Origin of the sequence: Streptomyces sp. NBC_00234, from assembly GCF_036195325.1 — a bacterium.
Classification (GTDB): domain Bacteria; phylum Actinomycetota; class Actinomycetes; order Streptomycetales; family Streptomycetaceae; genus Streptomyces.
In genome coordinates this window covers 6991371-7016906 of the sequence record NZ_CP108101.1, presented here as the reverse complement: position 1 = coordinate 7016906, position 25536 = coordinate 6991371, and the positions used below count along the sequence as shown (strand labels likewise).

The 25536-nt window shown below is 72.2% G+C and carries 26 protein-coding genes; 10 read left to right on the top strand and 16 right to left on the bottom strand.

Features of this window, described 5'->3' with window-relative positions; all coding sequences use genetic code 11:
- Positions 1 to 6 precede the first annotated feature (6 nt).
- Positions 7 to 1158 (bottom strand): CaiB/BaiF CoA transferase family protein, encoded by a 1152-nt coding sequence (locus tag OG230_RS30775; protein WP_328907005.1) that lies wholly within the window; start codon positions 1156 to 1158, stop codon positions 7 to 9.
- 202 nt (positions 1159 to 1360) lie between these two features.
- Between OG230_RS30775 and OG230_RS30770 the strand changes: the two genes are divergently transcribed.
- Positions 1361 to 2551, top strand: coding sequence for a saccharopine dehydrogenase family protein (locus OG230_RS30770; RefSeq protein ID WP_328907004.1), 1191 nt, complete (start codon positions 1361 to 1363; stop codon positions 2549 to 2551).
- 63 nt (positions 2552 to 2614) lie between these two features.
- Here OG230_RS30770 and mmpA read toward each other — a convergent pair whose 3' ends face one another.
- Together mmpA and OG230_RS30760 are read right to left on the bottom strand one after the other, a co-directional pair.
- Positions 2615 to 2758, bottom strand: a complete 144-nt coding sequence (mmpA, locus tag OG230_RS30765; protein WP_328907003.1) for a morphogenic membrane protein MmpA — start codon at positions 2756 to 2758, stop codon at positions 2615 to 2617.
- Positions 2759 to 2807: 49 nt separating this feature from the next.
- Positions 2808 to 3485: an endonuclease V gene (locus OG230_RS30760; protein ID WP_328907002.1), complete on the bottom strand. Its 678-nt coding sequence runs from the start codon at positions 3483 to 3485 to the stop codon at positions 2808 to 2810.
- A gap of 31 nt (positions 3486 to 3516) precedes the next feature.
- Here OG230_RS30760 and OG230_RS30755 point away from each other — a divergent pair, with 31 nt between their 5' ends.
- On the top strand, positions 3517 to 3804 hold the full coding sequence (locus OG230_RS30755; RefSeq protein ID WP_328907001.1) for a YciI family protein: 288 nt from the start codon (positions 3517 to 3519) through the stop codon (positions 3802 to 3804).
- Positions 3805 to 3858: 54 nt separating this feature from the next.
- Here the strand turns inward: OG230_RS30755 and OG230_RS30750 are convergent, their stop codons facing one another.
- Entirely contained in the window at positions 3859 to 4968 is a 1110-nt protein-coding gene (locus OG230_RS30750) for an oxidoreductase (RefSeq protein WP_328907000.1), read from the bottom strand.
- 181 nt (positions 4969 to 5149) lie between these two features.
- Here OG230_RS30750 and OG230_RS30745 point away from each other — a divergent pair, with 181 nt between their 5' ends.
- Positions 5150 to 5566, top strand: a complete 417-nt coding sequence (locus tag OG230_RS30745; protein WP_328906999.1) for an SsgA family sporulation/cell division regulator — start codon at positions 5150 to 5152, stop codon at positions 5564 to 5566.
- A 50-nt stretch (positions 5567 to 5616) separates the two neighbouring features.
- Here OG230_RS30745 and OG230_RS30740 read toward each other — a convergent pair whose 3' ends face one another.
- On the bottom strand, positions 5617 to 5949 hold the full coding sequence (locus tag OG230_RS30740; RefSeq protein WP_328906998.1) for an ATP-binding protein: 333 nt from the start codon (positions 5947 to 5949) through the stop codon (positions 5617 to 5619).
- A 291-nt stretch (positions 5950 to 6240) separates the two neighbouring features.
- Here OG230_RS30740 and OG230_RS30735 point away from each other — a divergent pair, with 291 nt between their 5' ends.
- The 4 genes from OG230_RS30735 (at position 6241) to OG230_RS30720 (ending at position 9299) form a co-directional block, all read left to right on the top strand.
- Positions 6241 to 7092, top strand: coding sequence for a Scr1 family TA system antitoxin-like transcriptional regulator (locus OG230_RS30735; RefSeq protein ID WP_328906997.1), 852 nt, complete (start codon positions 6241 to 6243; stop codon positions 7090 to 7092).
- Positions 7093 to 7103: 11 nt separating this feature from the next.
- Positions 7104 to 7298, top strand: a complete 195-nt coding sequence (locus OG230_RS30730; RefSeq protein ID WP_328906996.1) for a hypothetical protein — start codon at positions 7104 to 7106, stop codon at positions 7296 to 7298.
- Between the two features lie 133 nt (positions 7299 to 7431).
- Complete coding sequence (gene ddaH, locus OG230_RS30725; protein WP_328906995.1) at positions 7432 to 8208, top strand: dimethylargininase; 777 nt, start codon at positions 7432 to 7434, stop codon at positions 8206 to 8208.
- Between the two features lie 116 nt (positions 8209 to 8324).
- The gene (locus OG230_RS30720; RefSeq protein ID WP_328906994.1) at positions 8325 to 9299 is read left to right on the top strand and encodes an acyl-ACP desaturase; all 975 of its coding nucleotides are present in this window, start codon (positions 8325 to 8327) and stop codon (positions 9297 to 9299) included.
- A gap of 39 nt (positions 9300 to 9338) precedes the next feature.
- On the opposite strand, the gene OG230_RS30715 is transcribed toward OG230_RS30720, so the two are convergent.
- On the bottom strand, positions 9339 to 12743 hold the full coding sequence (locus OG230_RS30715) for a hypothetical protein (RefSeq protein ID WP_328906993.1): 3405 nt from the start codon (positions 12741 to 12743) through the stop codon (positions 9339 to 9341).
- 74 nt (positions 12744 to 12817) lie between these two features.
- Between OG230_RS30715 and OG230_RS30710 the strand changes: the two genes are divergently transcribed.
- Positions 12818 to 13720 carry a chitosanase gene (locus OG230_RS30710; protein ID WP_328911592.1) on the top strand — a complete coding sequence of 301 codons (903 nt, stop codon included), beginning with the start codon at positions 12818 to 12820 and terminating at the stop codon, positions 13718 to 13720.
- 78 nt (positions 13721 to 13798) lie between these two features.
- Here the strand turns inward: OG230_RS30710 and OG230_RS30705 are convergent, their stop codons facing one another.
- The 9 genes from OG230_RS30705 to OG230_RS30665 form a co-directional block, all read right to left on the bottom strand.
- Positions 13799 to 14053: a WhiB family transcriptional regulator gene (locus tag OG230_RS30705; protein WP_328906992.1), complete on the bottom strand. Its 255-nt coding sequence runs from the start codon at positions 14051 to 14053 to the stop codon at positions 13799 to 13801.
- Between the two features lie 97 nt (positions 14054 to 14150).
- Positions 14151 to 14939 (bottom strand): VOC family protein, encoded by a 789-nt coding sequence (locus OG230_RS30700; protein ID WP_328906991.1) that lies wholly within the window; start codon positions 14937 to 14939, stop codon positions 14151 to 14153.
- A 202-nt stretch (positions 14940 to 15141) separates the two neighbouring features.
- Entirely contained in the window at positions 15142 to 16215 is a 1074-nt protein-coding gene (locus tag OG230_RS30695) for an LLM class flavin-dependent oxidoreductase (protein ID WP_328906990.1), read from the bottom strand.
- Positions 16216 to 16219: 4 nt separating this feature from the next.
- Positions 16220 to 17098, bottom strand: a complete 879-nt coding sequence (locus OG230_RS30690; protein WP_328906989.1) for an ABC transporter substrate-binding protein — start codon at positions 17096 to 17098, stop codon at positions 16220 to 16222.
- The gene (locus OG230_RS30685) at positions 17099 to 17860 is read right to left on the bottom strand and encodes an ABC transporter ATP-binding protein (RefSeq protein ID WP_328906988.1); all 762 of its coding nucleotides are present in this window, start codon (positions 17858 to 17860) and stop codon (positions 17099 to 17101) included.
- On the bottom strand, positions 17857 to 18684 hold the full coding sequence (locus tag OG230_RS30680) for an ABC transporter permease (protein WP_328906987.1): 828 nt from the start codon (positions 18682 to 18684) through the stop codon (positions 17857 to 17859). The genes OG230_RS30685 and OG230_RS30680 overlap by 4 nt, the downstream gene beginning before the upstream one ends.
- Positions 18681 to 19697, bottom strand: a complete 1017-nt coding sequence (locus tag OG230_RS30675; protein ID WP_328906986.1) for an NrtA/SsuA/CpmA family ABC transporter substrate-binding protein — start codon at positions 19695 to 19697, stop codon at positions 18681 to 18683. The genes OG230_RS30680 and OG230_RS30675 overlap by 4 nt, the downstream gene beginning before the upstream one ends.
- Positions 19698 to 19716: 19 nt before the next feature.
- Entirely contained in the window at positions 19717 to 20739 is a 1023-nt protein-coding gene (locus OG230_RS30670; protein ID WP_328906985.1) for an ABC transporter substrate-binding protein, read from the bottom strand.
- Positions 20740 to 20971: 232 nt separating this feature from the next.
- Positions 20972 to 21082, bottom strand: a complete 111-nt coding sequence (locus OG230_RS30665) for a putative leader peptide (RefSeq protein ID WP_328906984.1) — start codon at positions 21080 to 21082, stop codon at positions 20972 to 20974.
- A 198-nt stretch (positions 21083 to 21280) separates the two neighbouring features.
- Between OG230_RS30665 and OG230_RS30660 the strand changes: the two genes are divergently transcribed.
- Both OG230_RS30660 and OG230_RS30655 read left to right on the top strand, forming a co-directional pair.
- On the top strand, positions 21281 to 22063 hold the full coding sequence (locus OG230_RS30660; protein WP_328906983.1) for an IclR family transcriptional regulator: 783 nt from the start codon (positions 21281 to 21283) through the stop codon (positions 22061 to 22063).
- A gap of 257 nt (positions 22064 to 22320) precedes the next feature.
- Entirely contained in the window at positions 22321 to 24504 is a 2184-nt protein-coding gene (locus OG230_RS30655) for a DEAD/DEAH box helicase (RefSeq protein ID WP_328906982.1), read from the top strand.
- Positions 24505 to 24511: 7 nt separating this feature from the next.
- Here OG230_RS30655 and OG230_RS30650 read toward each other — a convergent pair whose 3' ends face one another.
- Positions 24512 to 25534 carry a multicopper oxidase domain-containing protein gene (locus OG230_RS30650; RefSeq protein WP_328906981.1) on the bottom strand — a complete coding sequence of 341 codons (1023 nt, stop codon included), beginning with the start codon at positions 25532 to 25534 and terminating at the stop codon, positions 24512 to 24514.
- Between the last annotated feature and the right edge of the window lie 2 nt (positions 25535 to 25536).

The following is a 25536-nucleotide window of genomic DNA, read 5'->3' as shown; positions in this document are numbered from 1 at the left end:
GGCCCCCTAGAGCCGGTCGTCGATGGAGGTGGTGCGCAGGCCCGGCACGTCCCAGTCCCGGGCAACGTCGTCGGTGTCGGCACCCGGCCGGGCGGGCCCGCGGCGCACGGAGACCGGCGTGGCGGAGAAGCGGGGCGCGGGTGCGGGCTGGGTGAGGCCGTCGTGCTCGACGAAGGTGGAGCGGGCGGCGTTGTGCGGATGGTGCGGGGCCTCGCGGAGCGAGAGGACGGGGGCGACGCAGGCGTCCGTGCCCTCGAAGACCTCGGTCCACTCCTCCCGCGTACGGGTCAGGAAGCGCGCGGCGACGGCGATGCGCAGATCGCCCCAGCGGGTGAGGTCCGACCGGTCCGGAGCCTCGCCGGCGATCCCGAGGAGTGCGACGAACTCCTCGTAGAACCGCTGTTCCAGCGGCCCCACCGCCATGTACTGCCCGTCGGCCGTCTCGTAGGTGCCGTAGAAGGGGCAGCCGCCGTCCAGCAGGTTCGAGCCGCGCCGGTCCTGCCAGCTGCCGGCCGCCAGCATTCCGTGGATCATCGTGGCGAGATGGGCGGCGCCGTCGACGATCGCCGCGTCGACGACCTGGCCGGCGCCGCCCGGCGTCCTGGCGTGCTGGAGGGCGGCGAGGACTCCGACGACGAGGTAGAGGGAGCCGCCCGCGTAGTCGCCGACCAGGTTGGCGGGGACGGTCGGGGGCTCGCCGGGACGGCCGATCATGGAGAGGGTGCCGGTGAGGGCGATGTACGCGATGTCGTGCCCGGCGCGCGGGGCGAGCGGGCCGTCCTGGCCCCAGCCGGTCATCCGCCCGTAGACGAGCCGCGGATTGCGGGCCAGGCAGGCGTCGGGACCCACGCCGAGACGCTCGGCGACTCCGGGCCGGTAGCCCTCGATCAGGATGTCGGCGCGCTCGACGAGATCCAGCACCCGGGCCGGACCGTCCTCGGCCTTGAGGTCGACGAGGACGGAGCGCTTGTTGCGGTTGGTGAGGTCGAGGGCAGGATCGATACCGAGCCCCGCGCCGCCCGGACGGTCGACCCGGACCACGTCGGCGCCGAGGTCGGCCAGGAGCATGGCGGCGAACGGACCCGGGCCGATGCCGGCCAGTTCGACCACACGCACCCCCGTCAGCGGGCCCTGCGGAACGCTCTCTGCCCTTGCCATCAAGCCCCCAGAGGTGTGACACAACCGATGTAACATCAACGATGCTAAGAACGTGCCGCGCTCCGCACAACCCCTTGGGCCGAGCAAGCGCTTAGCTCTTCCTCCGGATCCTCTCGTAAGGAACCCGCCCGGGGCGCGGCACCACGTCCGCCTCCGCTAACCTCTGCCTGCTACATCGGCGCCGGCCCCTGCGGAGGCACTCGTGAACAGGCAGAACGGGGCAGAACGCCCCTATGACGTCGTCCTATTCGGCGCCACCGGCTTCGTGGGGGTGCTCACGGCCGAATATCTGGCCGCGCACGCCCCCGACACGTGCCGCTGGGCGCTGGCCGGCCGTAACCGCGCCAAGCTGGAACAGCTGCGTGAGCGCCTCACGGCCATCGACCCGGGCTGCGCGGACCTGCCCCTGTTGCATGCCGACGCCGACGACGCGGCGTCCTTGCGTGCGCTGGCCGAGTCCACGCATGTCGTGGCCACGACGGTGGGACCGTACGTCTGGTACGGGGAGAAGCTGGTGGCCGCCTGCGCGGAGGCCGGCACGGACTGCGCCGACCTCACGGGCGAGGCGGAGTTCGTCGACCGGATGTATCTGGAGCACGACGCACGGGCCCGCGAGACGGGGGCGCGGATCGTGCACGCCTGCGGTTTCGACTCCGTGCCGCACGACCTCGGGGTCTACTTCACCGTCCAGCAGCTGCCGAGCGGTGTGCCGCTGTCCGTCGACGGCTTCGTCCGCAGCAACGCGGCCTTCTCCGGGGGTACGTTCGCCTCGGCGCTGACCGCGATGGGCCGCGGCCCGCAGATGCTGCGGGCCGCGAAGGAACGGCGGCTGCACGAGCCGCGTCTGGTCGGACGCCGGGCCCGGTCCCCGCTGGGGACCCCGCACTTCAGCGGGGAGACCGGCACCTGGGCGCTCCCCCTGCCGACCCTGGACCCGCGGGTCGTGGAGCGTTCGGCGCGGGCACTGGAGCGGTACGGCCCCGACTTCCGCTACCGGCACTTCGCCTCGGTGAAGCATCTGCCGGTGGCGCTCGGCGGCACCGCGGCCATCGGGGCGCTGCTCGCCGCCGCCCAGCTGCCGGCCGCACGCGACTGGCTGATGGAGCGCTACGAACCGGGACAGGGGCCCGACGAGCAGCGCAGGAAGCGCAGCTGGTTCACCGTGCGCTTCGTCGGGGAGGGCGGCGGACGCCGGGTCTTCACCGAGGTGGCGGGCGGCGATCCGGGGTACGGCGAGACGGCGAAGATGCTCGCCGAATCGGCACTCTGCCTCGCCCTGGACGATCTGCCCGCGACCTCGGGCCAGGTCACCACCGCGGCGGCGATGGGCGATGCGCTGCTGGAGCGGCTGAAGGCCGCCGGAGTGGGCTTCCGGGTGGCGGCGGTCCGCTGAGGACGGCGCCGGCCCCGGTCCTCGGCGGGCAGCCGAGGACCGGGGCGGGCCGCGGCCGGTGGGTCAGAAGATCCAGGAGGCCAGGGTGTAGAGCATCGCGCCGGCCCAGACGAGCCCCGCGACGGCGCCGAGGAGCATGCCCACCGCGACGCGGCCCCCGGCGCGCTGAACGGGTACGGCTCGGACGGTTGTGCGATGCGTGTTCATACGTTCCAGCCTGCCGATCGGAAGCGGCGGGCGCCATCCGTACGGATACTCAGGCGGTCGCCTCGCGCAGGGCACTGCGGCAGAGCGCGTCGGCCCTGCGGGTGGTCTCCGGCTGCCGGAAGTGACGGGCGAGGCGGAGGGTGTGGGCGCAGGCGTTGTCGAGCCCGGTCCGGTGGCCCACGGAGACGAACACCGGCTTGGTGCCCTCCTGGGTGCGCAGGGCCCGGCCCACTTCCTCGTCGCCGTCGACGAGGGGCGAGGAGTCTCCGCGCAGGGGCCCCGGAGCCTCGTAATGGAAGGTGAACGGGTTCTTCCCGACACCGATGACCGGCAGCCCGGTGACTACGCCCAGATGGCTGGCCAGCCCGAAGCGGCGCGGGTGCGCCAGCCCGTAGCCGTCGCAGACGACGAGTCCGGGGTCGCTGTCGAGGGACTCCAGCGCCTCCAGGACGGTGGGCATCTCGCGGAAGGCGAGGAGCCCGGGGACATAGGGAAAGGTGACGCGGCCGACGGCGGTGGCCTCCTCGACCACGTCGAGCGTCGCGGCGTCCAGGACGACGGCCGCCGCGACGACGACGTCCCGCTCCTCGTCGTAGGCGACGTCGACGCCCGTCACCAGACCGGTGCCGGGCGGCGGCCCGGGTTCGTCGAGCACCACGAGGGCGCGCAGGGAATCCTGGATGGCCCGGGCTTCGGCCTCGTCGGCAGGCATGCGGAAGGTAGTCATAGTGGGGTCCAGCTTAGGTAGCCTGGCGATCATGTTCGTACTCGAGTTGACCTACACCGCCCCCGTCGAGCGCGTCGACGCGCTGATGGAGGAGCACATCACCTGGCTCGACGCCCAGTACGCCGCCGGGGTGTTTCTCGCTTCGGGCCGCAAGAATCCCCGCGACGGCGGGGTGATCCTGGCCGCCGGGGACGACCGCGCGCAGATCGAGAAGATCGCGGCGGCCGACCCCTTCGCGGCGCAGGGCGTCTGCGCCTACCGGATCACGGAGTTCATCGCGACGAAGACCGCGCCCGGGCTGGAGCCTTACCGGCAGTAGCCCGCCCCTAGGGAGTGTCCGCAAAGTATCGTCGTCCACCCGAAGGGTGGGGCCTCAGAGCCCCGGACGGACGCCGAGCCGCGCCACCCGCCCCTTCTCCCCCGACGCCCAGCAGCCGAAGTCGGCCGTGCAGTCCACCGTGTCGTACGAACCGGTGTCGACCGTGCGCCAGGTCCGGCCGCCGTCCAGGGTGAGGTCCGTACCGGTCGGACCGACCGCCAGTGCGCCGGACCGGCTGTGCGGCAGCCAGGTGACGCCCGAGCGGTAGGCCGGAGGCGTGGTGGCGGACTGCCGCCAGTCCCGGCCGCCGTCGGAGGTGACCGCCGAGCTGTCCGGCGACTGCTGGTCGGCGCGGTAGTCACCGCCGACCGCGATGCCGTGCGTGCGGTCACGGAAGGCGACACCGAAGACGCCCCGCGCGGGATCGCCCGCCGGAAGCGTCGACTCGGCCGCGGTCCAGGTCAGGCCGCGGTCCCCGGAGTGCAGGACCCGCGCCGTGGCCGCGCCGCCGGTGGCCAGCCACACATCCTTCGGACCCGAGCTGACCAGGCACTGGCCGCTCGCGGCGAATCCCGCCTCACCGGGCTGGGCGGCCGGCATCCCGGCCGTGGGCAGCACCGTCCAGCTCCGGCCGCCGTCGTCGGTCGACAGGATGCGGAACCTGCCGTCCACCGGGTCGCTCATCGCGAGCCCGTGCCGGCGGTCGAAGAAGGTCATGCAGTCGTAGAACGCCCGGGCGTCGGTGTTCCGGAAGGACTCCGTCCAGGTCGCCCCGCCGTCGTCCGTACGGAAGACCCTGGACGCCTCGCCCTCCCCGATGGCCAGCGCCACGGCGCGGCGGCCGTCGAACGCCTCGACGTCCCGGAACTCCAGCTCGGCCGCCCCCGGCGGCGAGACGTCCTGCCAGTGCGCGCCACCGTCGGAGGTCCGCAGGACGGTGCCCTTGGATCCGGCGACCCATGCGGTGCTGCGGCTGACGGCGGCGAGCCCCCGGAAGCGTGCCGTCGTGCCGGTGTCGGTGAGTGCCCAGCTCGCCGTCAGCTGCTCCGGCCCTGCCGGTGCGTCCGCTGCGGCCTGTGCGCTCGGTGCGGCCAGAGCGGCGGTAACAGCCGCCCCACACAGCCCCATTGCTATCAGTCGTCTCGTCTTTCCCATGGCCTTCATGGCGCTGGAAGCTAACCCACGGGCGGCGGGCCGTCCAGCGTGCACCGCCCGGAAGTGGGCACATGGCGGAATGAGGCACGCGGTGACGCAGCTCACGCCGCACCCCAGTGCACGAAACGAGGAGTTCCGTCGTCTACTCCAATGCCGGGAACCGTTCACCGCGCGCGAGAGGGAGCAGGTCGTGTCCAGCGTTATCGAGCAGTCCGTACAGGCCCGCATGGTCGCATCCGCTCCGCGGATGGAAACTCTGCCCGCCACCCTGCAGTACGACCGCGAGGACCCGTTCGCCGTACGCATGGCGTTCCCCGCCCCTGCGACGCTGGAGGGGACGGAGGTGTCCTGGGAGTTCTCGCGCGAACTGCTCGCGACGGGCGTGGACGGCCCGGCCGGCGTCGGGGACGTACGCGTGCGGCCCTTCGGATACGAGCGGACGGTCCTGGAGTTCCACGCCGCCGAAGGGGTGGCCATGGTGCATGTGCGGACCGCGGAGCTGCGCCGGTTCCTGGAGCGTGCACAGGAATTGGTGCCGGTCGGTGACGAGCACCGTTTCCTGGACCTCGACCGGAGCCTGTCCGACCTGCTGGGCGGGTCCTGCTGACCTTCCCGGCCCGGCCTTCCCGGCCGTCCGGCACAGCACACTGCTCTCGCTTATCGCTGGAGTAACGCCCAGGTCTTCGATCCGCCGGACGGCGTCACCGCGGGCGCGAGCCCCCAGTCCCCGCCGTGCGCGTCGACGGCCGCGGCGAGCAACCACATGCTCGCGCTGCGGCGTTCACGGCAGTCCTCCGACCGCTCGCCCGTCTCGTGGGCCGGATGCTGGTCGTAGAGGACGATGCGCAGCGCATCGAACTGCCAGTGGATGCGCAGCAGCATCTCGCGGTCCGGAGTGAACCGGTAAGCGGTCGCCACCAGTTCGGAAACGGCGAGGACAGCCGTCTCGCGCAGTTCCTTCAGACCGTGCCGGATCATCAGTTCGTTCACGGCTCAGCGGGCGAGTCCCGCGCAGTACGCACCGCCGGGAAGGGCGAACGAATAGCTGAGATTGTCCGCCACCGGCGGGTGGGGTCCGGCAGGTGCGGGGGCCGGTAGGCAACGCAGTGCGCCCTTCATTCGGATACTCACATTTCTCGGCACATGTGCGGACGATCACACGCGGACTTGGTCGCCCCGTGTGTAACTTGCATTACCGACCGTAGCGCACGCTGGAGCACAGTGCTACTACTTGTGGCGTTCCGGTCGTTTCGCCGGCCCACCACGGAGAGGACGCGCCCTGTGCCGCCCAGAAGCACCCCGACGGCCCGCCAGCAACGCCTGGGCTACGAACTCCGCAAACTCCGCGAACAGTCGGGCATGTCGGCCCAACAGGCCGCCGCCCTGCTGGGAGTCGACCGCACGCGCATTCCCAACATCGAGTCCGGCCGGTTCGGGATAAGTTCCGAGCGGGTGCGCACCCTCGCGTTCAACTACGGCTGCCCGGACACCGGGTTGGTCGACCTGCTGGCGGAGATGGCGCAGGAGCGGGCGCGCGGCTGGTGGGAGGAACACCGGGGGCTACTGCTTCCCAGCCTGCTCGACATCGCCGAACTGGAGTACCACGCGGTCGAGTTGAACACCGCGACCACCACCCACATCCCCGGACTCCTGCAGACCGAGGAGCATGCGCGGGCGGTCTTCGACACGGCCGACCCCCGCCTGCCGGGACCGGACCTGCTGGCACGGCTCTCCCTGCGGCTGCGCCGCCAGGAGGTGCTGGAGCGGGACCTGCCGCCGCTGTACGAGGCGGTGATCCACGAAGCCGCGCTGCGCATGCAGTTCGGGGGCCCCAAAGTGGCGGGAGCGCAACTGGAGCACGTCCTGGAACAGTCCGAACGGGACCGGATCACTGTCCGCGTCATTCCGTTCACGGCCGGCGGATTCCCGGGGGCCGGGCAGTCCTTCACCTATGTCGGCGCAGCGGTCCCGCAGTTGGACACTGTGCAGCTCGATTCCTCGCACGGTTCAATGCTGCTCGACGCCGACATGCAACTAAGGCGATACCGGGGCCTGTTGGAGCGGCTGCGCACGCTCGCCCTGCCGGTCCGGGAGTCGCGCGACTTCATCCGATGTATAGCCCAGGACCTCTGAGGAGAGAGATCATGACCGATATCAACTGGGACGAAGCCTTCTGCAGCGAGGGCGCCAACTGCTTCCGCTTCGGGCTCGACAGTCAGGGGAGGGCCTACATCGGGTCCACCACCGACACCGGCACCTACGTGAGCGACTCGGTGGAGGCCCTGCAGGCACTGATCTCCGCGGTGAAATCCGGCGCGGCCGACCACCTCCTGCACTGACCCCTCCCCCGCCGGTCACCCCCCACCACGACCACCGATCTCCCGAGTCCCCGTGCGCCAGTCACTCCGAGTACGCCGACAGCTCTGAGTACACCGCCGCCGGGACCGGGACCGACCCTGAGGAGCACCGCCCATGTCCAGCACCAAAGCCCTCGTCCGCCGAGCGGGTCCGCGTCTCGCCGAGGGACTCGTCACCCACCTGGAACGCACACCCGTCGACGTCGCCCTCGCCCACGATCAGTGGGACCGCTACGGCGCGGCCCTGCGCGAGCACGGCTGGGAGACCGTCGAGGTGGCCGCCGCCGACGACTTCCCGGACAGCGTGTTCGTCGAGGACGCCGTGGTGATGTTCCGCAACGTCGCCCTGATCGCCCGGTCCGGGGCGGAGTCCCGCAGGGGCGAGACCCCCGGCGTGGAGGAGGCCCTGGTCCGGCTCGGCTGCTCGGTGAACCGGGTGCGCGCCCCGGGCACGCTCGACGGCGGGGACGTCCTCAAGACCGGCGACACCGTCTACGTCGGACGGGGCGGCCGGACGAACGCCGAGGGGGTGCGGCAGCTCCGGGCCGCCTTCGAGCCGCTGGGCGCCCGCGTCGTGGCCGTACCCGTCAGCAAGGTGCTGCACCTCAAGTCCGCGGTGACGGCACTTCCGGACGGCACGGTCATCGGGTACCCGCCGCTCGTCGACGAGGTCTCCGTCTTCGGCCGCTTCCTTCCGGTGCCGGAGGAGGCGGGCGCGCACGTGGTGCTGCTCGGCGGCGGGAAACTGCTGATGGCCGCGAGCGCGCCGAAGTCCGCCGAGCTGTTCTCCGAGCTCGGTTTCGAACCCGTTGTGGTGGACATCAGCGAGTACGAGAAGCTCGAAGGATGCGTGACCTGCCTCTCCGTACGCGTCCGCGACCTGCACACATAACGGGGCGTAATCGGGCGCTCCGGGGGACGGGCTTGGCTGCGGCCTTACCCTCGCTTTAACCTACGGTCACGTAACCTACGAAGCCGTAGGTAATTCTCCCGTCCCCAGGAGCCCCCGTGACGATCACCTCTCCCCACCTCGGCAGTTCGAAGGCGTGGACAGACGCCCAGCTGCTGTACGCACTGGAAGAGGTGGTGGAGAAGGAACTCAACCGCCATCTCAAGGTCGCCAAGGACTGGATGCCGCACGAGTACGTGCCGTTCTCCGACGGTCGCAACTTCCCCGGCATCTTCGAGGACGGCCAGGCCTGGGAGGCCGAGCAGTCCAAGGTCACGGACATCGGCAAGATCGCCCTCGTGGTCAACCTGCTGACCGAGGACAACCTCCCCAGCTACCACCACGAGATCGCCTCCCTCTTCGGCCGCGACGGCGCCTGGGGCACCTGGGTGCACCGCTGGACCGCCGAGGAGGGCCGTCACGGCATCGTGATGCGCGACTACCTGCTCACCTCGCGCGCCGTCGACCCGGACAAGCTGGAGCAGTTCCGGATGGCGCACATGGCGGAGGGCTTCGAGTCCGACAACCGCCACTCGATGCTGCACTCCGTCGCATACGTCGCCTTCCAGGAGCTGGCGACCCGCGTCTCGCACCGCAACACCGGCCACCAGTCGGGCGACCCGGTCTGCGACCGGATGCTCGCGCGGATCGCGACCGACGAGAACCTGCACATGGTCTTCTACCGGAACCTCCTGGGCGCGGCCTTCGAGCTCGCCCCCGACCTCACGATGCAGTCCGTACGCGACGTCGTGGTCAACTTCCGGATGCCCGGACACGGCATGCCCGGCTTCGAGCGGGCCGCCGCCCAGATGGCGATCGGCGAGATCTACAACATGCGGATCCACCACGACGACGTCATCCAGCCGGTGCTCCGCTACCTGAAGGTCCTCGACATCGACGGGCTCGGCCCGGAGGGTCTCAAGGCGCAGGAAGAGCTCGGGATGTACATGAGCGGACTGGACAGCGAGGCGTCGAAGTTCGACGAGAAGCTGGCCGCCCGCAAGGCGCGGATGGTCGCGCGCGGCAAGGCATAGCCGCGGGGAGTGAGGGCGCCGGGCCGTCGCCCGGCGCCCTCACTCCGCTGCCGTCACCTGCGCGTACGCCGCGTCCCGCACATCGGCGACCGGGTGCTGGCGCAGCAGTCTCAGCTGGGTGCGCCACGGTCCCGTCCAAGCGGTGCGCCGCCCGGCCGCCGCGGTGATCGCCGCCGCGAAGAGCCCCTCGGCGCAGCCGCCGCTCCCGGTGAGCCGTGCGGCCACGGTGAGCAGCGCTTCGGTGTCGCCGCCCGCGGACCGGCCGGCGGAGCCGATCCGCTTGCCGAGTGTCGTGGCCGTGCGGGAGGCGAGCACCGGCCGCCCCTCGTGCAGCCCGGCGAGCCTGGCCAGCGCCGTGTGCAGCGCGCCCGGCCCGGTCTCCGGATCCAGGTCGACGGCGTGCACGAGCAGTTCGGCCGCCTGCGGTACGAAGTCCCGGTGCCGGGCGAGGACCTCGCCGGCAGCGGAGAGCACGGGCCCTGCGGTGCCGTGCCGGGGCATCGCCCGGGCGGTGAGCGAGCGGACCGCCTGCACGATCCGTTGTCTGGCCGGCCGGTCCCGTGCGCTTCCCGCCTCGTCGGCGGTGTCGTCGACGGCCAGCGCGAACAGGGTCCGGTTCAGGGCGAGTGCCGCCTCCGGAGTGACGAAGGCGGCGCCGACCAGTGCGTCCGCCGCCGACCGCCAGGCCCCGCGCCGGTCCAGGCCGGTGACCGCCGCCACCAGTACGTCACAGGCCCCGGGGGCCCAGGGCACCCAGTGCACCAGCGTGCGGTGGGCCAGAGCGGCGAGCTCCTCGTCGTCGGTGGCGCACACCTCCTGCACCAGCCGCGCGTAGCGCGGGCGGTGGGCCTCGGGCAGCTGTGCGGGATGCGCCCGCAGCACGGCGGTGCACAGGGCGCGTTCACCGCGTGCCGCGTCCGTCATCACCTCCCACATCCGCTCGTCGCCGAGCAGATCCGTACCGAACGCCACGCACGCGGCCCGGACGTCCGGATGCTGGTCCGGCATCGCGTACGCCTCGGCGAGCAGGTCCGCGGCCAGGTCCGACGGCAGCCGGGTCGCGGCGAGTCTGACCATCTCCTTGCGGCTGGTCACCTTGCCGGTGCCGGGCGCGGTGCGCTCGCGCAGCAGTGCGCCCAGCGTGGACGGACGGGTGTGGAGCGCGGCCCGGCTCGCCGCGTACACGGCGACGCGGGCCCGGTCGTCGCCGGTGTGGGCGAGCAGCGCGGGCAGCGCGTCGGCCGGCACGTCCGTCCGGGCGAGTGCGGCGAGGGCCGCCTCGGCGAGCACCACATCGGCCGATCCGGTCCATTCGCGTACCGCGTCCGCGCCGTGTCCGGGGATGCGGGCCAGATCGGCGATCGCCCCGGCCCGTGTGTACAGGGGCAGCTTCTCGTCCCGGGCCGCCCGCGTCAGAGTCCTGGCGGCGGCCAGTTGCTGGCGGGGCACCCACCGCGCGCAGTCCCCGACCGGTGGTGTCCACGCGGCGCCGTGCGTGAGGAAGCGTCCGTAGGGCGGGATTTCGGCGAGGTACGGGTCGAGCAGGTCGGTGCGGCGGCGGGTGAGTACGGCGATGACCTCCGGCAGGACGGCGGCGGAGGGTTCCCGGGCGAGGACGCGTTCCACCCGCTCGTCCCGGTCGGCGGCCGGTTGCAGCCACAGGCCGATCGCGGTCCGGGCGGCGGAGTTGCTTCCGTAGCGGACCGCCTGCCACAGCAGTTCCTGGAGCTCCGGCATGGCGGCGGCGCGCCGGCCGACGGCCCGCGTCAGCGCGAACACGAGCCCGTAGTCGGACTTCTCGCTCCCCGCTTCCAGCCAGGGCCGCAGCGCCTCGAAGACGGTGTGCTCCTGCCCGCGTCGCAGGGTGCGGTCCAGCCGGCCCAGGTCGGCGTGCCCGGTGCTTCCGGAGAGCCTGACCAGCGTGCGCAGCGCCCAGTTGACGAGCGCCCGCTGCCCGGTGGCCGCGTGCTCGCGCAGGATGCCCAGGGCCAGCGAGCTCAGCGTGGACCGGGTCTGCGGGGAGGAGTCGCGGGCCTCGACCGCGTCGGAGGTGATGCGGTCGAGCAGCGGCTCCACCTCGTCGGTGAAGAGGGCGGGCGCCGTGTCGAGCAGGGCGCGCAGCGCGGTGGACCGTACCGGGTCCTGCTCGTTGCGCAGGCGCAGCATGTCGTCGAGGACGGTGGCGACGGCGGACGGGTCGCCCGAGCGCCCGGCGTTGCGGATCAGCAGCGGCCAGGCTTCGGCGCGGTCGGCGGCGGCCGGCCGGCGGGTGGCCGTCAGCAGCCGCTCGCGTACCTCGGCGACCGGCAGGAAGGACTCGGCGAGCAGGACCTCGTTCCATCGTGCACCGCGGTCCCGGGCGCGGTCGGCCATCCGCCGCGCCAGGTGCGCCACGTGGCTGCGGGGCATCGCGTCGAGCAGCGCGGCGTCCACGGTGCCGGCCGGGCCCTCGCCCCTGCCGTCGGTGACGGCCTCGTGGAAGGGCCCGCGACGGGCCGGGGGCAGCGCCAGGATCAGCTTGTTCAGCGCGTCGCCGTGATCCGCCAGGGACCGGCCGAGTTCGGTGAACTCCCCCTCGGGCGTCTGCCGGGCGAGCCGTTCCAGCACCGTGGGCCCGAGGGCGCCGCCGCGTGTCGCCTGGAGGGCATCGGGTCCGCCGGGGCCGGCGAGGAGCCGGAGCAGACGGGTGGGGTCGGCCGTCGCGAGCGGCCCGAGGCAGGCGTGGAGCGCCCGGGGCACCGTGGACGGCCCGTAGCGCTCCAGCAGGTCGAGTACCCGGTGCGGCAGCCGGGGCGCGGCGGCGGCGACCGCGCGGTCGTGCCCGTACCACTGCCACCAGTGCTCCCGCAGCGCCTCGGGCCGTGCGGCGAGGTCCTGTTCCGCGGCGTCCAGGAGCGGGCCGGGGTGACGGCGGCCCAGGGCGGTCCAGCCGCCGACCGAACGGAAAAGGGCGGGCAGCAGCCTGGTCACGGTGGCGGCGGAGCAGCCCGGCAGCAGCCGGGCCGCCTCCGCGTCCCCCCAGGTCTCGCGGACCCCGTCGACCAGCCGGTCGGCGAGCGCGGTGCGCCGGTCGGCGGCGATCGCCCGCATCAGCTGACGGCGCACGGCCGTGGGCGCGTCGGCCAGTGCCCTCTCGTACGCGGTGTCGGGCACGCCGAGGCTGTGGGCCACCCGGAGCGCGTGCCCCCGGACGAAGGAGTCCTCGTCGGCGATGCAGGTCTCGATCCAGTCGCGGTCCCGGCCGACGGCGGCGGCTATGACGGCGAGGCCCCGCTCGTACGGTCCGCCGCCGTTCTCCAGCTCCTCCAGGACGGCACGCAGCACTCCGTCGTCCTTGAACCGCCGGGCACGCACGGCGAGTTCCCGCATGCGCTGCGGATACGAGAGGGAGTCGACGGCATCGAGCAGGGCGCAGACGAGGGCGACGGGCCTGGCATCGGTCATGGGAGTGATTGTGCCGTGCGGGGGTGCACCGACCCCAGAGGTTTACGGACCGTACTCTGTGCCGGGTGAAGCCAGTGACGCGTCTCTTCCTCTTCGGCGCACCGATCGCCATCGCCGCATCCATCGTGTTCGGCAGCAGCGGCGAGTCCGCGCTGCCCACGGGCTCGCCGCAGGCGACGCAGCCCGAGGCACCCGCCCCTGCCGGTACGGACGCCGCCGACGCGGCCAGGCGGGAGGCGGAGGACGCGGAGATAGCCGCTCTGCCGGCCGGCCTCGCGAAGCCGCGGATGAAGGAGATCGCCTCGCAGCTGGTGGCGAGCGCGGAGAGCTCCACGCTGGACTGGCGCAGCCAGTACGGCACCATCGAGGACGTGGGCGACGGCACCGGTTACACGGCCGGGATCGTCGGCTTCTGTTCCGGGACGAACGACATGCTCCAGCTCGTCGAGTCCTTCACCGAGGACCACCCGGACAATCCTCTCGCCCGGTTCGTCCCCGCCCTGCGCGCGGTGGACGGCACCGATTCGCACGAGGGACTGGACCCCGGCTTCACGGACGCGTGGAAGGAGGCGGCCGGGGACAAGGCGTTCCGGGACGCCCAGGAGGAGTTCCGGGACAGGCTCTACTTCGAGCCCGCGGTGCGGCTGGCGAAGCTGGACGGGCTCGGCACGCTGGGGCAGTTCATCTACTACGACGCCATGGTCCTGCACGGTCCCGGCATAGAGGCGACGGGTTTCTACGGAATCCGTGACGCGGCGATGGCCAAGGCCGACACGGCGGCCGAGGGCGGTGACGAGACCGCGTACCTCGACGCCTTCCTGGACGCGGGCGCGTCGGTGATCCGGGCGAAGAAGACGCAGCGCGACACCTCGCGGATCGACACCGCGCAGCGGGTGTTCCTGCGCAACGGCAATCTGGGGCTGCGGACGCCTCTGGTGTGGCAGACGTACGGCGAGACGTTCCGCATCCCGTCCTGAACCTCGCGAACCGGCGCGAACCGGGGTGAGATCCCGGCCCGCGCCGTGCGGCCGGCGGGCGGTCCGGTGCCTGGGCGGTCAGCCCCGGTCGCGCGCGCCTCTGCGCATCCGGTCCCGCTCCTTCTCGGAGAGCCCGCCCCATACGCCGAAGCGTTCGTCGTTGGCGAGTGCGTACTCGAGGCAGGCGACCCGGCCCTCGCAGGCGTTGCACAACTGCTTGGCCTCGCGCGTCGAACTGCCGGGAGCCGGGAAGAAGAACTCGGGTCCCGCCTGCGCGCAGAGCGCGGTCTCCCGCCAGGCGAGCGCGTCTTCGGTCACGGTGTTGATCAGCATGGGAACCACAGTGCCGGGTGGCGATAAACAACTGATCAACGGCCCGTCAATGCGGCGCACCGAGGAACGGCCTCGGTTCCACGACAGGCCCTAGGACCTAGGGCATCGGTGCGGGCTTGATCACGGCGAACGCCGCACCGTACGGGTCGGCGAGATGCGCGATCCTGCCCACGCCCTCCACGTCGTCCGGCGCCACCGTCACCTTTCCGCCCAGTCGCGCCGCCTCGGCCGACGTGGCGTCGCAGTCCTCCGTCGCGAAGTACGGGATCCAGTGCGGTCCGGTGTCCGCGTCGGCCCGCACGTCACCCAGGCGGACGATCCCGCCGAACGACGACTCCGGGCCGGAGCCCCCCGGCCTGACCGTCGTGTACGAGCCACCGGGGAAGCTCATCTCGTCGACGTCCCAGCCGAACAGCGTCTGGAAGAAGGCGACAGCGGCGGACACCTCGGAGGTGTGCAGTTCGGACCAGAGCAGGGAGCCCGGTTCCTGGATCACGCCCAGGCCGCTGTTGGTACCCGGCTGCCAGACGCCGAAGTACGCCCCCGCGCTGTCCGTGAAGCCGGCCATCCGACCGAACTCCCGGACGTCCATCGGGGGGAAGAGCACCGTGCCTCCGGCCTGGGCGACCGAGGTGGCGGTGGCATCCGCGTCGGGCGTCTGGAAGTAGACCGACCAGGAGGGCTTCGCCTGGTCCTCCGGGACGGTCATCACCCCGGCCGCCGCATGCCCGTTCAGCTGGAACATCCCGTACTCGCCGGTTTCGGGGCCACCGGGCAGCAGGTCCCAGCCGAAGAGGCCACGGTAGAAGGCGGTGGCCCCGTCGAGGTCCGGCGTACCGAGGTCGATCCAGTTGGGGATTCCCGTGACAAAGCTGGGGTTGAACATGGTGAGCCCCTTCAGCCTTCAGCGAGCCCGGCCGTCTCGCTCGTCTCGTGGCGCGGGGGGATTCCCCGCTCGACCGAGTCTCGCACCGGGCACCGACAACCGCAGTCCGGCGCGCGGTCGGAGCAGCCGGGGGCTCGACTGCTCCGACCGGGCGGAGGTAGCGGGGCACGCGGGGAGGCGGCCGGCCGGTGGGTGTCCGGCCTCAGCGGCGGACGCCCAGCGCCGGGAGCACCGTTTCCGCGACTCGGTACGCCTCCTCCAGGAGGGGATTTCCGGAGAGGATGAAGGTGTCGACCCCCAGGTCCTCGAACTCCTTGAGGCGCTCGACGACCTGGGCCGTCGAACCGACGACGGCGGTGCCGGGCCCCGGGCGGAACAGGCTCATCCCCGGCCACATGTTGGGATGGACCTCCAGCTCCCGTGCGTGGGCGGGGACCTTCCCGCCGTGCTGGCGGAACTGGCGCTGCCAGCCGACCCCGTCCTCGCCCGCCCGGTCCCCCAGCTGCCGGGCGTACGTGGCCTCGCTCGTGACGTCGAGGAGCCGGTCGGCGGCCGCCCACGCCTCGTCCTCCGTGTCGCGGACGATGAGGTGGAGCCGCAGACCGATGCGCAGGGTCCGGCCGTACGCTGCGGCCCTGGCCCGGACGCGCTCCAGCTTCTCCTTGAGCAGATGCGGAGGCTCGCCCCAGGTGAGGAAGACGTCGACGTGCTCGGCCGCCATCTCGATGCCGGGGGCGGACGAGCCGCCGAACCAGAGCGGGATGTGCGGGTCCTGGACGGGCTTCAGCTCGCGGAACGAGGCACCCGCGTTCTTCAGGTCGTAGAAGCGGCCCTTGTGGTCGAAGACCTCTCCGGCGGTGAGCCGCTTCACGATCGACCAGTACTCGGCGCTCAGCTCGTACCGCTCGTCGTGCTCCACGTGGAGTCCGTACTCCTGGAGCGATTTCGTCGAACCGTTGACGACGTTGAAGCGGAGTCGGCCGCCGAAGAGCTGGTCGAAGCTGAGCGCCATCTTCGCCAGCAGGGTGGGCGAGATCAGTCCGGGGTGGACGGCGAGCAGCGGTTTGAAGCGGGTGCTGGTGGTGGCGGCGAGCGCGCTGCCCAGCGGCCACACGTCGTACAGGTCGGTGGCGAGCAACGCCCCGCTGTAGCCGAGGTGTTCGACGGTTCCGGCGAGCCGGCTCAGATAGCCGAGGTCGGCCGTTCGGCGCCCTTCGGGTTCCCAGGGATAGGCGCCTTCGCGCGGAATGATGTACCAGAGGACTTCGGTGGCCATGGCGTCACACCACCGGAGCCGCGGCCCGGGCGCGTGCGACGGTGACGGGCCCTGGGATGAAGCCGGTGCGGTGGAAGATGTCGGCCGCCTCCTGCTGTTCGGCGATGAACTCCTCGCTCACGGCCTCGATCCGCCACGGGAGGGCGCGCAGCGCGGTCTCCCAGTCGTCGGCGCTGCCGCCCAGGTCGGCCGCCGCGATCTCGGCCGCCGCGCGCGGATGCGCAGCCGCCCAGCCGTCGGCGCGGCGGAGGGCGCGGGTGAGCGCCTCGACGACCTCGGGGCGGCTCTCGGCGAGTTCGCGGCGGGTGAAGAACACGGAGCGGTCGGAGATGACGTCGGCGGTACGGACGAGGGTGCGCAGTCCACCGGTCCGTTGGGCGGCGGCGAGCTGCGGGCCCTGGGCGACCCAGGCGGCTATGGCTCCGGAGCGCAGCAGGTGTTCGCTCTCCTCCGTGCTGCGTTCGGGCGTGATGTCGTCGGCGTACGAGAGCCCGACGTCGTCGAGCGCCTTGGCCACCAGGTGGGTCTGCCAGGAGCCGATCGCGAGGTGGACGGTGGCGCCCTTGAGGTCGGCGACCGTGCGGACCGGGGCGGCCTCGGGGACGAGCAGCGCCCCGTGCTCGGGGCGTGCGGCGGAGACGGCGGTGTAGACGAGGTCGTGGCCCTCGGCCTGGGCGGTGATGGGCGGGGTGGAGCCGGTGCCGCCGAAGTCGATGACTCCCTGGGTGAGCAGCTCACCGGTCCGGACGCCGTTCGTGTACGGGTGGAAGGCCACGGTCTCGCCGAGCGGAGCCAGCTCCTCCTGGGCGAATCCGAGTCGGGTCAGGTGGTACAGGTAGTAGAGGGACGGATTACTGCTGTGTACACCGATGGTGATGGTCATTCAGATGGCTCCTGCTTCGGCTGGGGTGGGCGGGGTGGCTGGGGCGGGTGTCCTGGTCTCGACGCCGAGGTCGTTCAGCAGGCGGCGGCGCAGTGCGGCGAACGCGGGGTCGCCCGGCTCGCGGGGCCGGTCGACGGTGACGGTCTCGTCGGTGACGAGACGACCGTCGCGCAGGACCGCGACGCGGTCGGCGAGCCGCACGGCCTCGTCGACGTCGTGCGTGACCAGCAGGACGGCGGGGCGGTGCTTGCGGCAGAGTTCCTCGACCAGGTCCTGCATTCTGAGCCGGGTGAGGGCGTCGAGGGCGGCGAACGGCTCGTCGAGCAGGAGGAGTTCGGGCTCGCGCACCAGGGCTCGTGCGAGGGCGACGCGCTGGGCCTCGCCGCCGGAGAGGGTGGCGGGCCAGGCTTCGGCGTGCCGTTCGAGACCGACCTCGGCCAGTGCCCGGAGACCACGCTCGGAGCGGTTGCGGGGCAGGGCGACGGTCACATTGGCGAGGACCTTCTTGGACGGGACGAGCCGGGGTTCCTGGAACACGATGGTGCGTGCCTCCGGGACGAGGACCTCGCCCGCGTCGGCCCCGTCGAGGGCTCCCAGGATGCGCAGCAGTGTGGTCTTGCCGCTGCCGCTCGCCCCGAGCAGGGCAACGAACTCGCCGCGTGCGATGTCGAGCCGGAGGTCGTCGAGGACGGCGCGGGTCCCGAAGGTCCGCCGCAGGCCCCGTACGCGTACGGCCTGGTCGTGATGGGGGGTCGAGGTCATCGGGAGACTCCCAGCGGGGTGCGCCAGGGCATGAGGACGCGCTCCAGCAGGCGTACGACGATGTCGGCGGTCAGGCCGAGGAGGCCGTAGACGAGGATGCAGACGGCGAGGATGTCGGTGCGGGCGTAGCTCTGCGCCTGGGACATCAGATAGCCGATGCCCGCGGTGGCGTTGATCTCCTCGGCGGCGATGAGGGCGATGACGCTGAGCGTCATGGACAGGCGCAGTCCGGCGAGCAGCGAGGGCAGGGCACCGGGCAGCACGACCTCCCGGACGATCCCGAGCCGGCCCATTCCGAAGCTGCGCATGGCCTCGACGAGTTTGGGGTCGGTGTTGCGTACACCGCTGGACGTCGACACGTACATCGGGAAGGTGGTGGCGACGGCGATGAGCAGGATCTTGGCCGTTTCGTTGATCCCGAACCAGACCATGAACAGCGGCACGAGGGAGAGGAACGGGATGGTGCGCAGGGTCTGGAGGGAGGAGTCGAGCAGTTCGTCGCCGAGCCGGGTGAATCCGGTGGTGATGCCGAGGGCCAGTCCGGCGGCGAGGCCGATGAGGAGCCCGAGCCCGGAGCGGGTGAGGGAGGTGGTCAGCGCGTCGGGGAGCTGGCCGTCGCCCCACAACTCTCCTACGGCTCGCAGCACTTGCGCGGGTGAAGCCAGGACGTCGGCGGTCAGGACACCCGTGGCGGAGGCCGCCCACCACAGGGCGAGCAGGACGACGGGGCCGAGTGCGCGGACGGTCACGGCGTAGCCGCGGCTGCGGGCCCTGCGGAGCTGGGGACGCGGGGTGACGAGACCGCCGGGCGTCGCGCCGCTCATGTCAGCTTCTCGACGTCGAGGAGATGGTCGGCGACGTCGACCTCGGTCTTCGTCACCTTCTGTTCGGCGTAGAACCTCGCGACGGCTTCGAAGCGCTCGATGTCCTGCGGGCCGATGGGGTCGACCGTGGCCCCCTTGGCGGTGAAGTCCGTCTGGATCTCCTCGGCCCTGCCGGTGACGGCGGTCGGGCCGACGTCGGTGAAGACGTTGAGATAGGCGGCCGGATTCTGCTTCTGCCGGGCACTGGCGTCGTGGAGGTAGTGGTAGAGCGCCTCGACGACCTCGGGGTGCTGCTCGGCGAAGCCCGTACGCACGGCGTTGAGGCTGTAGTTGTCGGAGCCGATGGCGGCCCCGTCCGCCACGAAGTGCGCCTTGCCGCTGCCGATCTCGGCCACGGCGTAGGTGGCCCAGACCGCCCAGGCGTCGACCTGGCCCGCGTTGAAGACGGCGGCGGTCTGGTCGGGGCGCAGATACACCCGCTGGACCTTGTCGGCCGGGATGCCTTCCTTCGCCAGGGCCTTGAGGAGCAGGTACTCGCCGGTTCCGCCCTGGTTGACGGCGACCTTCTTGCCGACGAGCCCGGCGACGTTCTCGATTCCGGAGCCGTTGCGGACGAGGATTCCCTCGCCCGCGGCGTCCGGGTCGACGGCGGCGAAGAACTTGAAACCGGGGCGCTGGGCGAGCGAGGTGATGCCGGAGGTGATGGAGCCGGTCGCGATGTCGAGCTGATCGGCGTTCATCGCCTGGGCGGCGGGGGCGAAGGGGCCGGCGCTGCCGGTCCACCGCACCTTCGCGCCGACCTCGGCGAGGGCCTTGTCGAGACTTCCGTCCTTCTTCCCGAGGGCGAGGACACCGGAGTTGCCCGGGTCGGGGATGCGTACGGTGACGGTGGCCCGGGAGCCGCCGCTGCCGCTGTCGGCCTCCGAGGTGCCGCAGGCGGTGAGGGCGAGCAGCGCGGTCGCGGTGAGCAGGGCGGGGGCGACGAGCTTACGGAGTGGTCGGGTCGCGTTCATGGTGGTGGGTCCTCGGGGCTCAGGGGGCGGAAGGCGGAGGGGCGGATGGCGACCCGGTCAGCAGCGCGGCACGGCGCAGCGGCTCGGGGTCGGCCCAGGTGGTGACGTCCACGGGTTCGGGCAGGAAGCCGTGGGCGCGCAGCGCGGATTCCTGCTGGGCGAGGAGGGCGAGGCGCTCGGTGGACAGATCGGGGTGGAGGGTGAGGTGGGTGCCGGGCCGGTAGGCGCCCGCGACTCCGTCGGCGCCCGCGCCGGTCTCGGCTCCCAGGATGCGGGCGACCTCGCCGGGCTGTCCGGCGGCCCAGTCGGCGGCCCTGAGCAGGACGGAGAGGAAGCGGTCGACGAGGTCCGGGTGGTCGTCCAGGAGTTGCTGGTGGACGGTGATGGGGCGGGGTGTGCCGTTGTTGACCCGGAAGCGGCGGTCGGGCAGTTCGTCGAGCTCGACCGCGATCTCGGCGCCGGCCCTCCGCGCCGCTTCCACGGCGAGTGCGCCCTTCACGTACACGGCGTCGACGTCCCCGCGCCGCAGCGCGGCCAGTTCGGCCGACCACTGCTCGGGGTACCCGTCGGCGGGCACGTCGACGAGGGTGGCGTCGTACGGGGTGAGTCCGGCGGAGGCGAGCGCGCCCTCGAAGCCGCGCAGCGCCATGGCGCGCCAGAAGTCGATGGCGATGGTGTGAGCGGGCACGGCCAGCCGCAGACCGCGCAGCGCTTCCGCTCCCCGGATTCCGGAACCGGGGGCGACGAGCACCACCTGGCGTTCCTCGATCCAGGTCAGCCCGATGAGCCGGGTCCGCTCCCCCCGTGAACGGGTCCACAGCGCGGGCACGTTGCCGCCCTCGCGGAACAGCCCCGGCAGCGCGTGGGTGTAGTGCGCGGCCCGGTCGGTGTCGGGGGCGGCGTCCTGGAGGGACCGCACGGCGATGCCGTCGACGGCGAACTCGCCGGTGAGCCACCCCCGGTCGGCGGCGATGCCGGTGGCGGTGGGTACGGGACAGCGGGTGTACCAGAGCGTCCCGGGCAGGACGGCGGCATGCGTCATGGAGTCTTCCCGATGAGGTCGGTGGGAGAAGAGAGGTGCGGGCGCGAGGCTCCGGACACGGGCCCCGGCCGCGGGCGTACGGGGCGGTGCGTGCGACGCCCCGTACGGCTGCGACGGAGCACGAGGGAGCCGAGTGCGGGCACGGTGAGCCGCAGCGATCAGGGGACGTCACGCTGGGCGGAGCTCGCCGGGTCCGCGGCGGAGGCGGCGGTGCGCCGACGGGCGCGAGGGATCAGCGACAGGCGGCGCTGGAGACGCGCGCCAGGTCGATATGACGGCGCAGCGTGAGGGTCAGCAGGACCGGAGCGGACGGGGCGGGGGACGCGGTTCGGCGGCCGGCCATGGGACTGCTCCTTCCTGCTCGTCGGTGGTGACGGCTGCAGCCTGCCACGGAGCCGGGCCCGCCCACAACTCGCTTCCCATGATGTGGGATTGCGTATGAACGGAGTGTTTCTTGCTCTCGCCTGGGCGCACCCACGCTCCCGTAATGTGGCAATGGGCATGCACCATCTCCCATCCCACGAGCGGAGAGTGAACCGATATGACCGAGGCCGCGACAGCGCGTGCTCCGGGCGGCGCGCAGGCGGTACAGCGGGCTCTGGACGTCCTGCACTGTTTCCATGACAACGGTCCCGATCTGAGCGCGTCCGAGCTTGCCCGTCGGCTGGAACTGTCCGTCTCCACGGCTCACCGGCTGGCCCGCACGCTGCTCGGGGCGGGTTTCCTGGAACAGGACCCCCGTACCTCCCGCTACCGGCTCGGGCCGGCCGTGACCGAGCTGGGCCGGCTCTCGTACCACCAGCGCGGGCTGCATCTGGCCGCCCCCGAACTGACCGATCTCGCCGAGCGCACCGGCGCGACGGCCGACCTGGCCCTGCGCAGCGGCCCGCACGCGGTGATCGTCGCGGGCGGTTCGGTCACCCCGAAAGTGGGGCTGCGCAGACCTCTCCACTCCACGGCTCTCGGGAAGGTGCTGCTCGCCTGGGCGCGACCGGGCGAGGCCGGCCCGTCCTCGCTCCCTCCGCTGCGGGCCTTCACCGACCGTACGATCGTCGAAACGGACGCTCTTCGCGCCGAGTTGGAGCGGGTCCGGGGCGATGCCTACGCGCTCAACGACGGCGAGTCGGCCTACGGGGTGCGGACGCTGGCGGTCCCGGTGCTGGACGGCGCGGGGTATGCGCGCTTCGCGCTCGCGGTCCGGGCCACCCCGTCCGTGATCACAGCGGAGCGCACCGACTGGTTCGTTGCCCAGGCACGGTCCTGCGCCAGGGCCCTGGAGGTCCTGCTGCTGTCCCCGGCCGAGCGGCGGCCTCCCGCGCCGTGACGGGCAGGCGGGGCCGGCTCCGTGGGACGATGAGCAGCGGCCGGGGCGGGTGGGTGCCACGGTGGCAGCGAGGCTGTGGGGACAGAGGGACGTAGGGCCTTTCGTTTGGATCAGGCCGGATCAGGGAGCGGGGTCTGGTGTGGGCAGCTGCAAGGCGGAGGACTGAGGCAACGCGGAGCGTTGGTGATTGACGACAACGCCGCAGGTGGCCGCGCCAGGGCACGCGAGCCCGGCATGATCCAAACGAAAGGTCCTAGATGACAGAGGCCGGGGCGACGCGTACCGAGGCGCCCACGGGACGGGCCGCCCGGGAGCTGTTCGGCCGCGCGGAGCGCCTGGTGGAGACGGCCCGCGCGGTGCTGGCCGATCACGGCCGGGCCGTCGACACCGTCCGCGGAGCGCTCGATCCCCTGCTGGAGTCGCTGGTCGGCGAGGAACTCGCGGCCATCCCCGTGTCCCGGCTCAAGGACGTGACCGAGGGGCGGTTGCGGATCGGCGCGGTCGAGCAGGCCGGTTACGGGACGGTCGGCCAGGTGCACGCGGCGAGCCGTTACGAGCTCCGGCAGATCCCCGGGGTGGGGGCGCAGACCGCCGACCAGGCACTGGCCGCGGCGCGGCAGATCGCGCACGCGGTCCGCGACACCGTCTCCGTCCGCATCGACGTGGACGCCCCCGACGAGCCGACGACCGCCCTGGTGGTGGCCCTGCACCGGCTGGTCGAGGCGGGGCCCGACGTCCGGCGGGCCTGCGACGCCGCGCGCGGGCTCCTCGACCGGCTGGAAGCCCCGCTGGCCACGGCCGGGCCGGCCGGGGGCCGGCTGCGCATGCTGTTCAGGCGCCGGGCGGCCCGGGAACAGGTGCTGGCCGCGGCCGTAGCCGTACGGACCGCCGTGGCCGAGGCGCACGGGCGTGAGCTGCCGCTGCTGTTCGGGCAGGTGTCGGTCGACCTGCTGCGGGCGCCGGAGTCCGCGCCCGGGGCCTGGGTCGACTTCGAGCTCCGGTCCGCCGAGTACTACAGCCTGCTGGCCGAGATGTCGGGCACCGGCCCCGACCGGGACGCCGCCGAGGGCTTCCTTCCGGCCGGGATCGCGGACCGGGTGCGCGGGCTGCGGCTCGACGACGCGCATCTGCGGGTCTCACTGCGCGGATACCAGTCGTTCGGGGCGCGCTTCGCCCTGGCCCAGAAGCGGGTGATCCTCGGTGACGAGATGGGCCTCGGCAAGACCGTCCAGGCCATCGCGGCGCTCGCCCATCTCTCCGCTCAGGGCGAGACGCACTTCCTGGTGGTGTGCCCGGCGAGTGTGCTGATCAACTGGACGCGGGAGATCCGCGCCCGCTCCACGCTGCGGGCGCTTCCGGTGCACGGCCCCGAGCGCCGGGAGGCGTTCACCGAGTGGTGCGGGAGCGGCGGGGTCGCCCTCACCACGTTCGACGCCCTGCACACGCTGCCGGAGGCGCGCGCCGGAGCGTCGCGGCCCGGCATGCTGGTGGTGGACGAGGCCCACTTCGTGAAGAATCCGGCGACCCGCCGGGCCCGGAGCGTGGCCGGCTGGGCGCAGCGCACCGACCGGGTCCTGTATCTGACGGGCACGCCGATGGAGAACCGGGTCGAGGAGTTCCGCAGCCTCGTGCGCCAGATCCGCCCCGAACTGGCACCGGCCGTCTCCACCACCCACGGCGCCGCCGGTTCGCACGCCTTCCGCAGGGCCGTCGCCCCCGCCTACCTGCGGCGCAACCAGGTGGACGTGCTGGGCGAACTGCCCGCCCTGGTGCACGTCGACGAGTGGGAGGAGTTCAGCGCGGCCGACCTCGACGCCTACCGGGAAGCCGTGAACTCCGGTCATTTCATGCGGATGCGCCGTGCCGCGTACGCGCACCCGGCCACCTCCGCGAAGCTGAGCCGGCTGTGCGAGCTGGTCGCGGAGGCCGAGAGCAACGGGCTCAAGGTGGTGGTGTTCTCGTACTTCCGCGAGGTGCTGGCCACGGTCCAGGAGGCCCTGGGCGAGGGCGTGTTCGGCCCCGTCTCCGGGAGCCTGCCGGCCGCACGCCGCCAGGAGCTGGTCGACGGGTTCGGCGCGGCGCAGGGACACGCCGTCCTGCTCAGCCAGATCCAGGCCGGAGGCGTGGGGCTGAACATGCAGGCGGCCTCGGTGGTCATCCTGTGCGAACCGCAGATCAAACCGACGATGGAGCACCAGGCCGTGGCCCGCGCCCACCGCATGGGGCAGATACGCACGGTCCAGGTGCACCGGCTCCTGGCGGCGGACAGCGTCGACCAGCGGATGCTGGACATCCTCGCGCGCAAGGACCGGCTCTTCGACGCGTACGCACGCCGCAGCGATGTCGCCGAGGCGACGCCCGATGCCGTCGACGTGTCGGACGGGTCGCTCGCCCGGCGCATCGTCGAGGAGGAACAGCGCAGGCTGGCCGCGGAGGGCTGACCGGGGCTCAGTGCCGGTGCGCCTCCCCGCTGTCGGCGCCCGCGTCCGCGTCGGCGCTCTTCGCGGCGCCGGCCATGTGGTGCGGTTCGTAGCCCGGGACCGTGCCGTCCGTCTTGGCGACCAGCAGCAGCCCGGCCATGCCCATGTCGGAGTGGCTCTGGACGTGGCAGTGGTACATCCAGGCGCCCGCGCCCACCTGTTCACCCGCGATGATCTGGAAGCCGAAGGAGTCGGCCGGCCCGCAGATCTTGGTGTCGATCACACGGCTCGGGTCGTCGGGCCCGGTGAGCAGCCCGGTTCTGTTGTCGGCCCAGCGGTGACCGTGGATGTGGAACGTGTGGTAGTACTCGCCGTGCGTGATCATCACGACCTCGACCCGGTCGCCGACCGTGGCCTCGAAGTTCGGACTCTCGTGCGCCGACTTGTTGTTGATCGTCATGTCGTTGAAGACGATCGTGAGCGTCTTGTCGGGGAGGATGTCGCCCCTGCGCCGGACGACCAGGGGGCCGTACAGGCCCTTGCGGATGCCGCCGGTGCCGTGGTCCGTACCCACGACGTGGTCGTGGTAGTGCCAGTATCCGGCGCTTCCCGGCCGCCAGGTGCCGTCCTTGCGGCGGCCGGGGGCGTGGGTGCGCCAGGTGTAGGTGCGGGTGCCGCCCGGTTCGACGTGACTCTTGTTCATCCGGGTGCCGTCGCTGGCGATGTCGTAGTCGACGCCGTGGACGTGGAGGCTGGCGTCGACGTCCGTGGTGTTCTCGAACTCGATGTGCAGGGTGTCGCCCTCGTTGAGCTCGATGAGCGGCCCGGGGACGGACGCCTTGCCCTTCTCGAAGCCGTACCCCAGCGAGCCGTCCGGCATCTTCTCGGCGTACATCTTCAGGTGCCGCACCTCGCCCCCCGCCGGTGCGGTCCTGGGCGGGGTCTCGGCCGAGCTGGCCTCGACCGCACCGAGCGACAACGATGTCACCCCCGTCGCCGCGGCAGCCGCACCGCCCGCCAGCATGCGCCGGTTGAAGGTCCTTCGGTCCATGT

What these genes read in the sequence shown, in the direction of transcription:
- OG230_RS30680 (WP_328906987.1), bottom strand. Translation starts at nt 18,684, where the DNA reads ATGAGCGGCGCGACGCCCGGCGGTCTCGTCACCCCGCGTCCCCAGCTC.
- OG230_RS30775 (WP_328907005.1), bottom strand. Translation starts at nt 1,158, where the DNA reads ATGGCAAGGGCAGAGAGCGTTCCGCAGGGCCCGCTGACGGGGGTGCGT.
- OG230_RS30685 (WP_328906988.1), bottom strand. Translation starts at nt 17,860, where the DNA reads ATGACCTCGACCCCCCATCACGACCAGGCCGTACGCGTACGGGGCCTG.
- OG230_RS30755 (WP_328907001.1), top strand. Translation starts at nt 3,517, where the DNA reads ATGTTCGTACTCGAGTTGACCTACACCGCCCCCGTCGAGCGCGTCGAC.
- OG230_RS30650 (WP_328906981.1), bottom strand. Translation starts at nt 25,534, where the DNA reads ATGGACCGAAGGACCTTCAACCGGCGCATGCTGGCGGGCGGTGCGGCT.
- OG230_RS30730 (WP_328906996.1), top strand. Translation starts at nt 7,104, where the DNA reads ATGACCGATATCAACTGGGACGAAGCCTTCTGCAGCGAGGGCGCCAAC.
- OG230_RS30660 (WP_328906983.1), top strand. Translation starts at nt 21,281, where the DNA reads ATGACCGAGGCCGCGACAGCGCGTGCTCCGGGCGGCGCGCAGGCGGTA.
- OG230_RS30750 (WP_328907000.1), bottom strand. Translation starts at nt 4,968, where the DNA reads ATGAAGGCCATGGGAAAGACGAGACGACTGATAGCAATGGGGCTGTGT.
- OG230_RS30665 (WP_328906984.1), bottom strand. Translation starts at nt 21,082, where the DNA reads ATGGCCGGCCGCCGAACCGCGTCCCCCGCCCCGTCCGCTCCGGTCCTG.
- OG230_RS30690 (WP_328906989.1), bottom strand. Translation starts at nt 17,098, where the DNA reads ATGACCATCACCATCGGTGTACACAGCAGTAATCCGTCCCTCTACTAC.
- mmpA (WP_328907003.1), bottom strand. Translation starts at nt 2,758, where the DNA reads ATGAACACGCATCGCACAACCGTCCGAGCCGTACCCGTTCAGCGCGCC.
- OG230_RS30760 (WP_328907002.1), bottom strand. Translation starts at nt 3,485, where the DNA reads ATGACTACCTTCCGCATGCCTGCCGACGAGGCCGAAGCCCGGGCCATC.
- OG230_RS30715 (WP_328906993.1), bottom strand. Translation starts at nt 12,743, where the DNA reads ATGACCGATGCCAGGCCCGTCGCCCTCGTCTGCGCCCTGCTCGATGCC.
- OG230_RS30705 (WP_328906992.1), bottom strand. Translation starts at nt 14,053, where the DNA reads ATGCTGATCAACACCGTGACCGAAGACGCGCTCGCCTGGCGGGAGACC.
- OG230_RS30675 (WP_328906986.1), bottom strand. Translation starts at nt 19,697, where the DNA reads ATGAACGCGACCCGACCACTCCGTAAGCTCGTCGCCCCCGCCCTGCTC.
- OG230_RS30655 (WP_328906982.1), top strand. Translation starts at nt 22,321, where the DNA reads ATGACAGAGGCCGGGGCGACGCGTACCGAGGCGCCCACGGGACGGGCC.
- ddaH (WP_328906995.1), top strand. Translation starts at nt 7,432, where the DNA reads ATGTCCAGCACCAAAGCCCTCGTCCGCCGAGCGGGTCCGCGTCTCGCC.
- OG230_RS30670 (WP_328906985.1), bottom strand. Translation starts at nt 20,739, where the DNA reads ATGACGCATGCCGCCGTCCTGCCCGGGACGCTCTGGTACACCCGCTGT.
- OG230_RS30700 (WP_328906991.1), bottom strand. Translation starts at nt 14,939, where the DNA reads ATGTTCAACCCCAGCTTTGTCACGGGAATCCCCAACTGGATCGACCTC.
- OG230_RS30695 (WP_328906990.1), bottom strand. Translation starts at nt 16,215, where the DNA reads ATGGCCACCGAAGTCCTCTGGTACATCATTCCGCGCGAAGGCGCCTAT.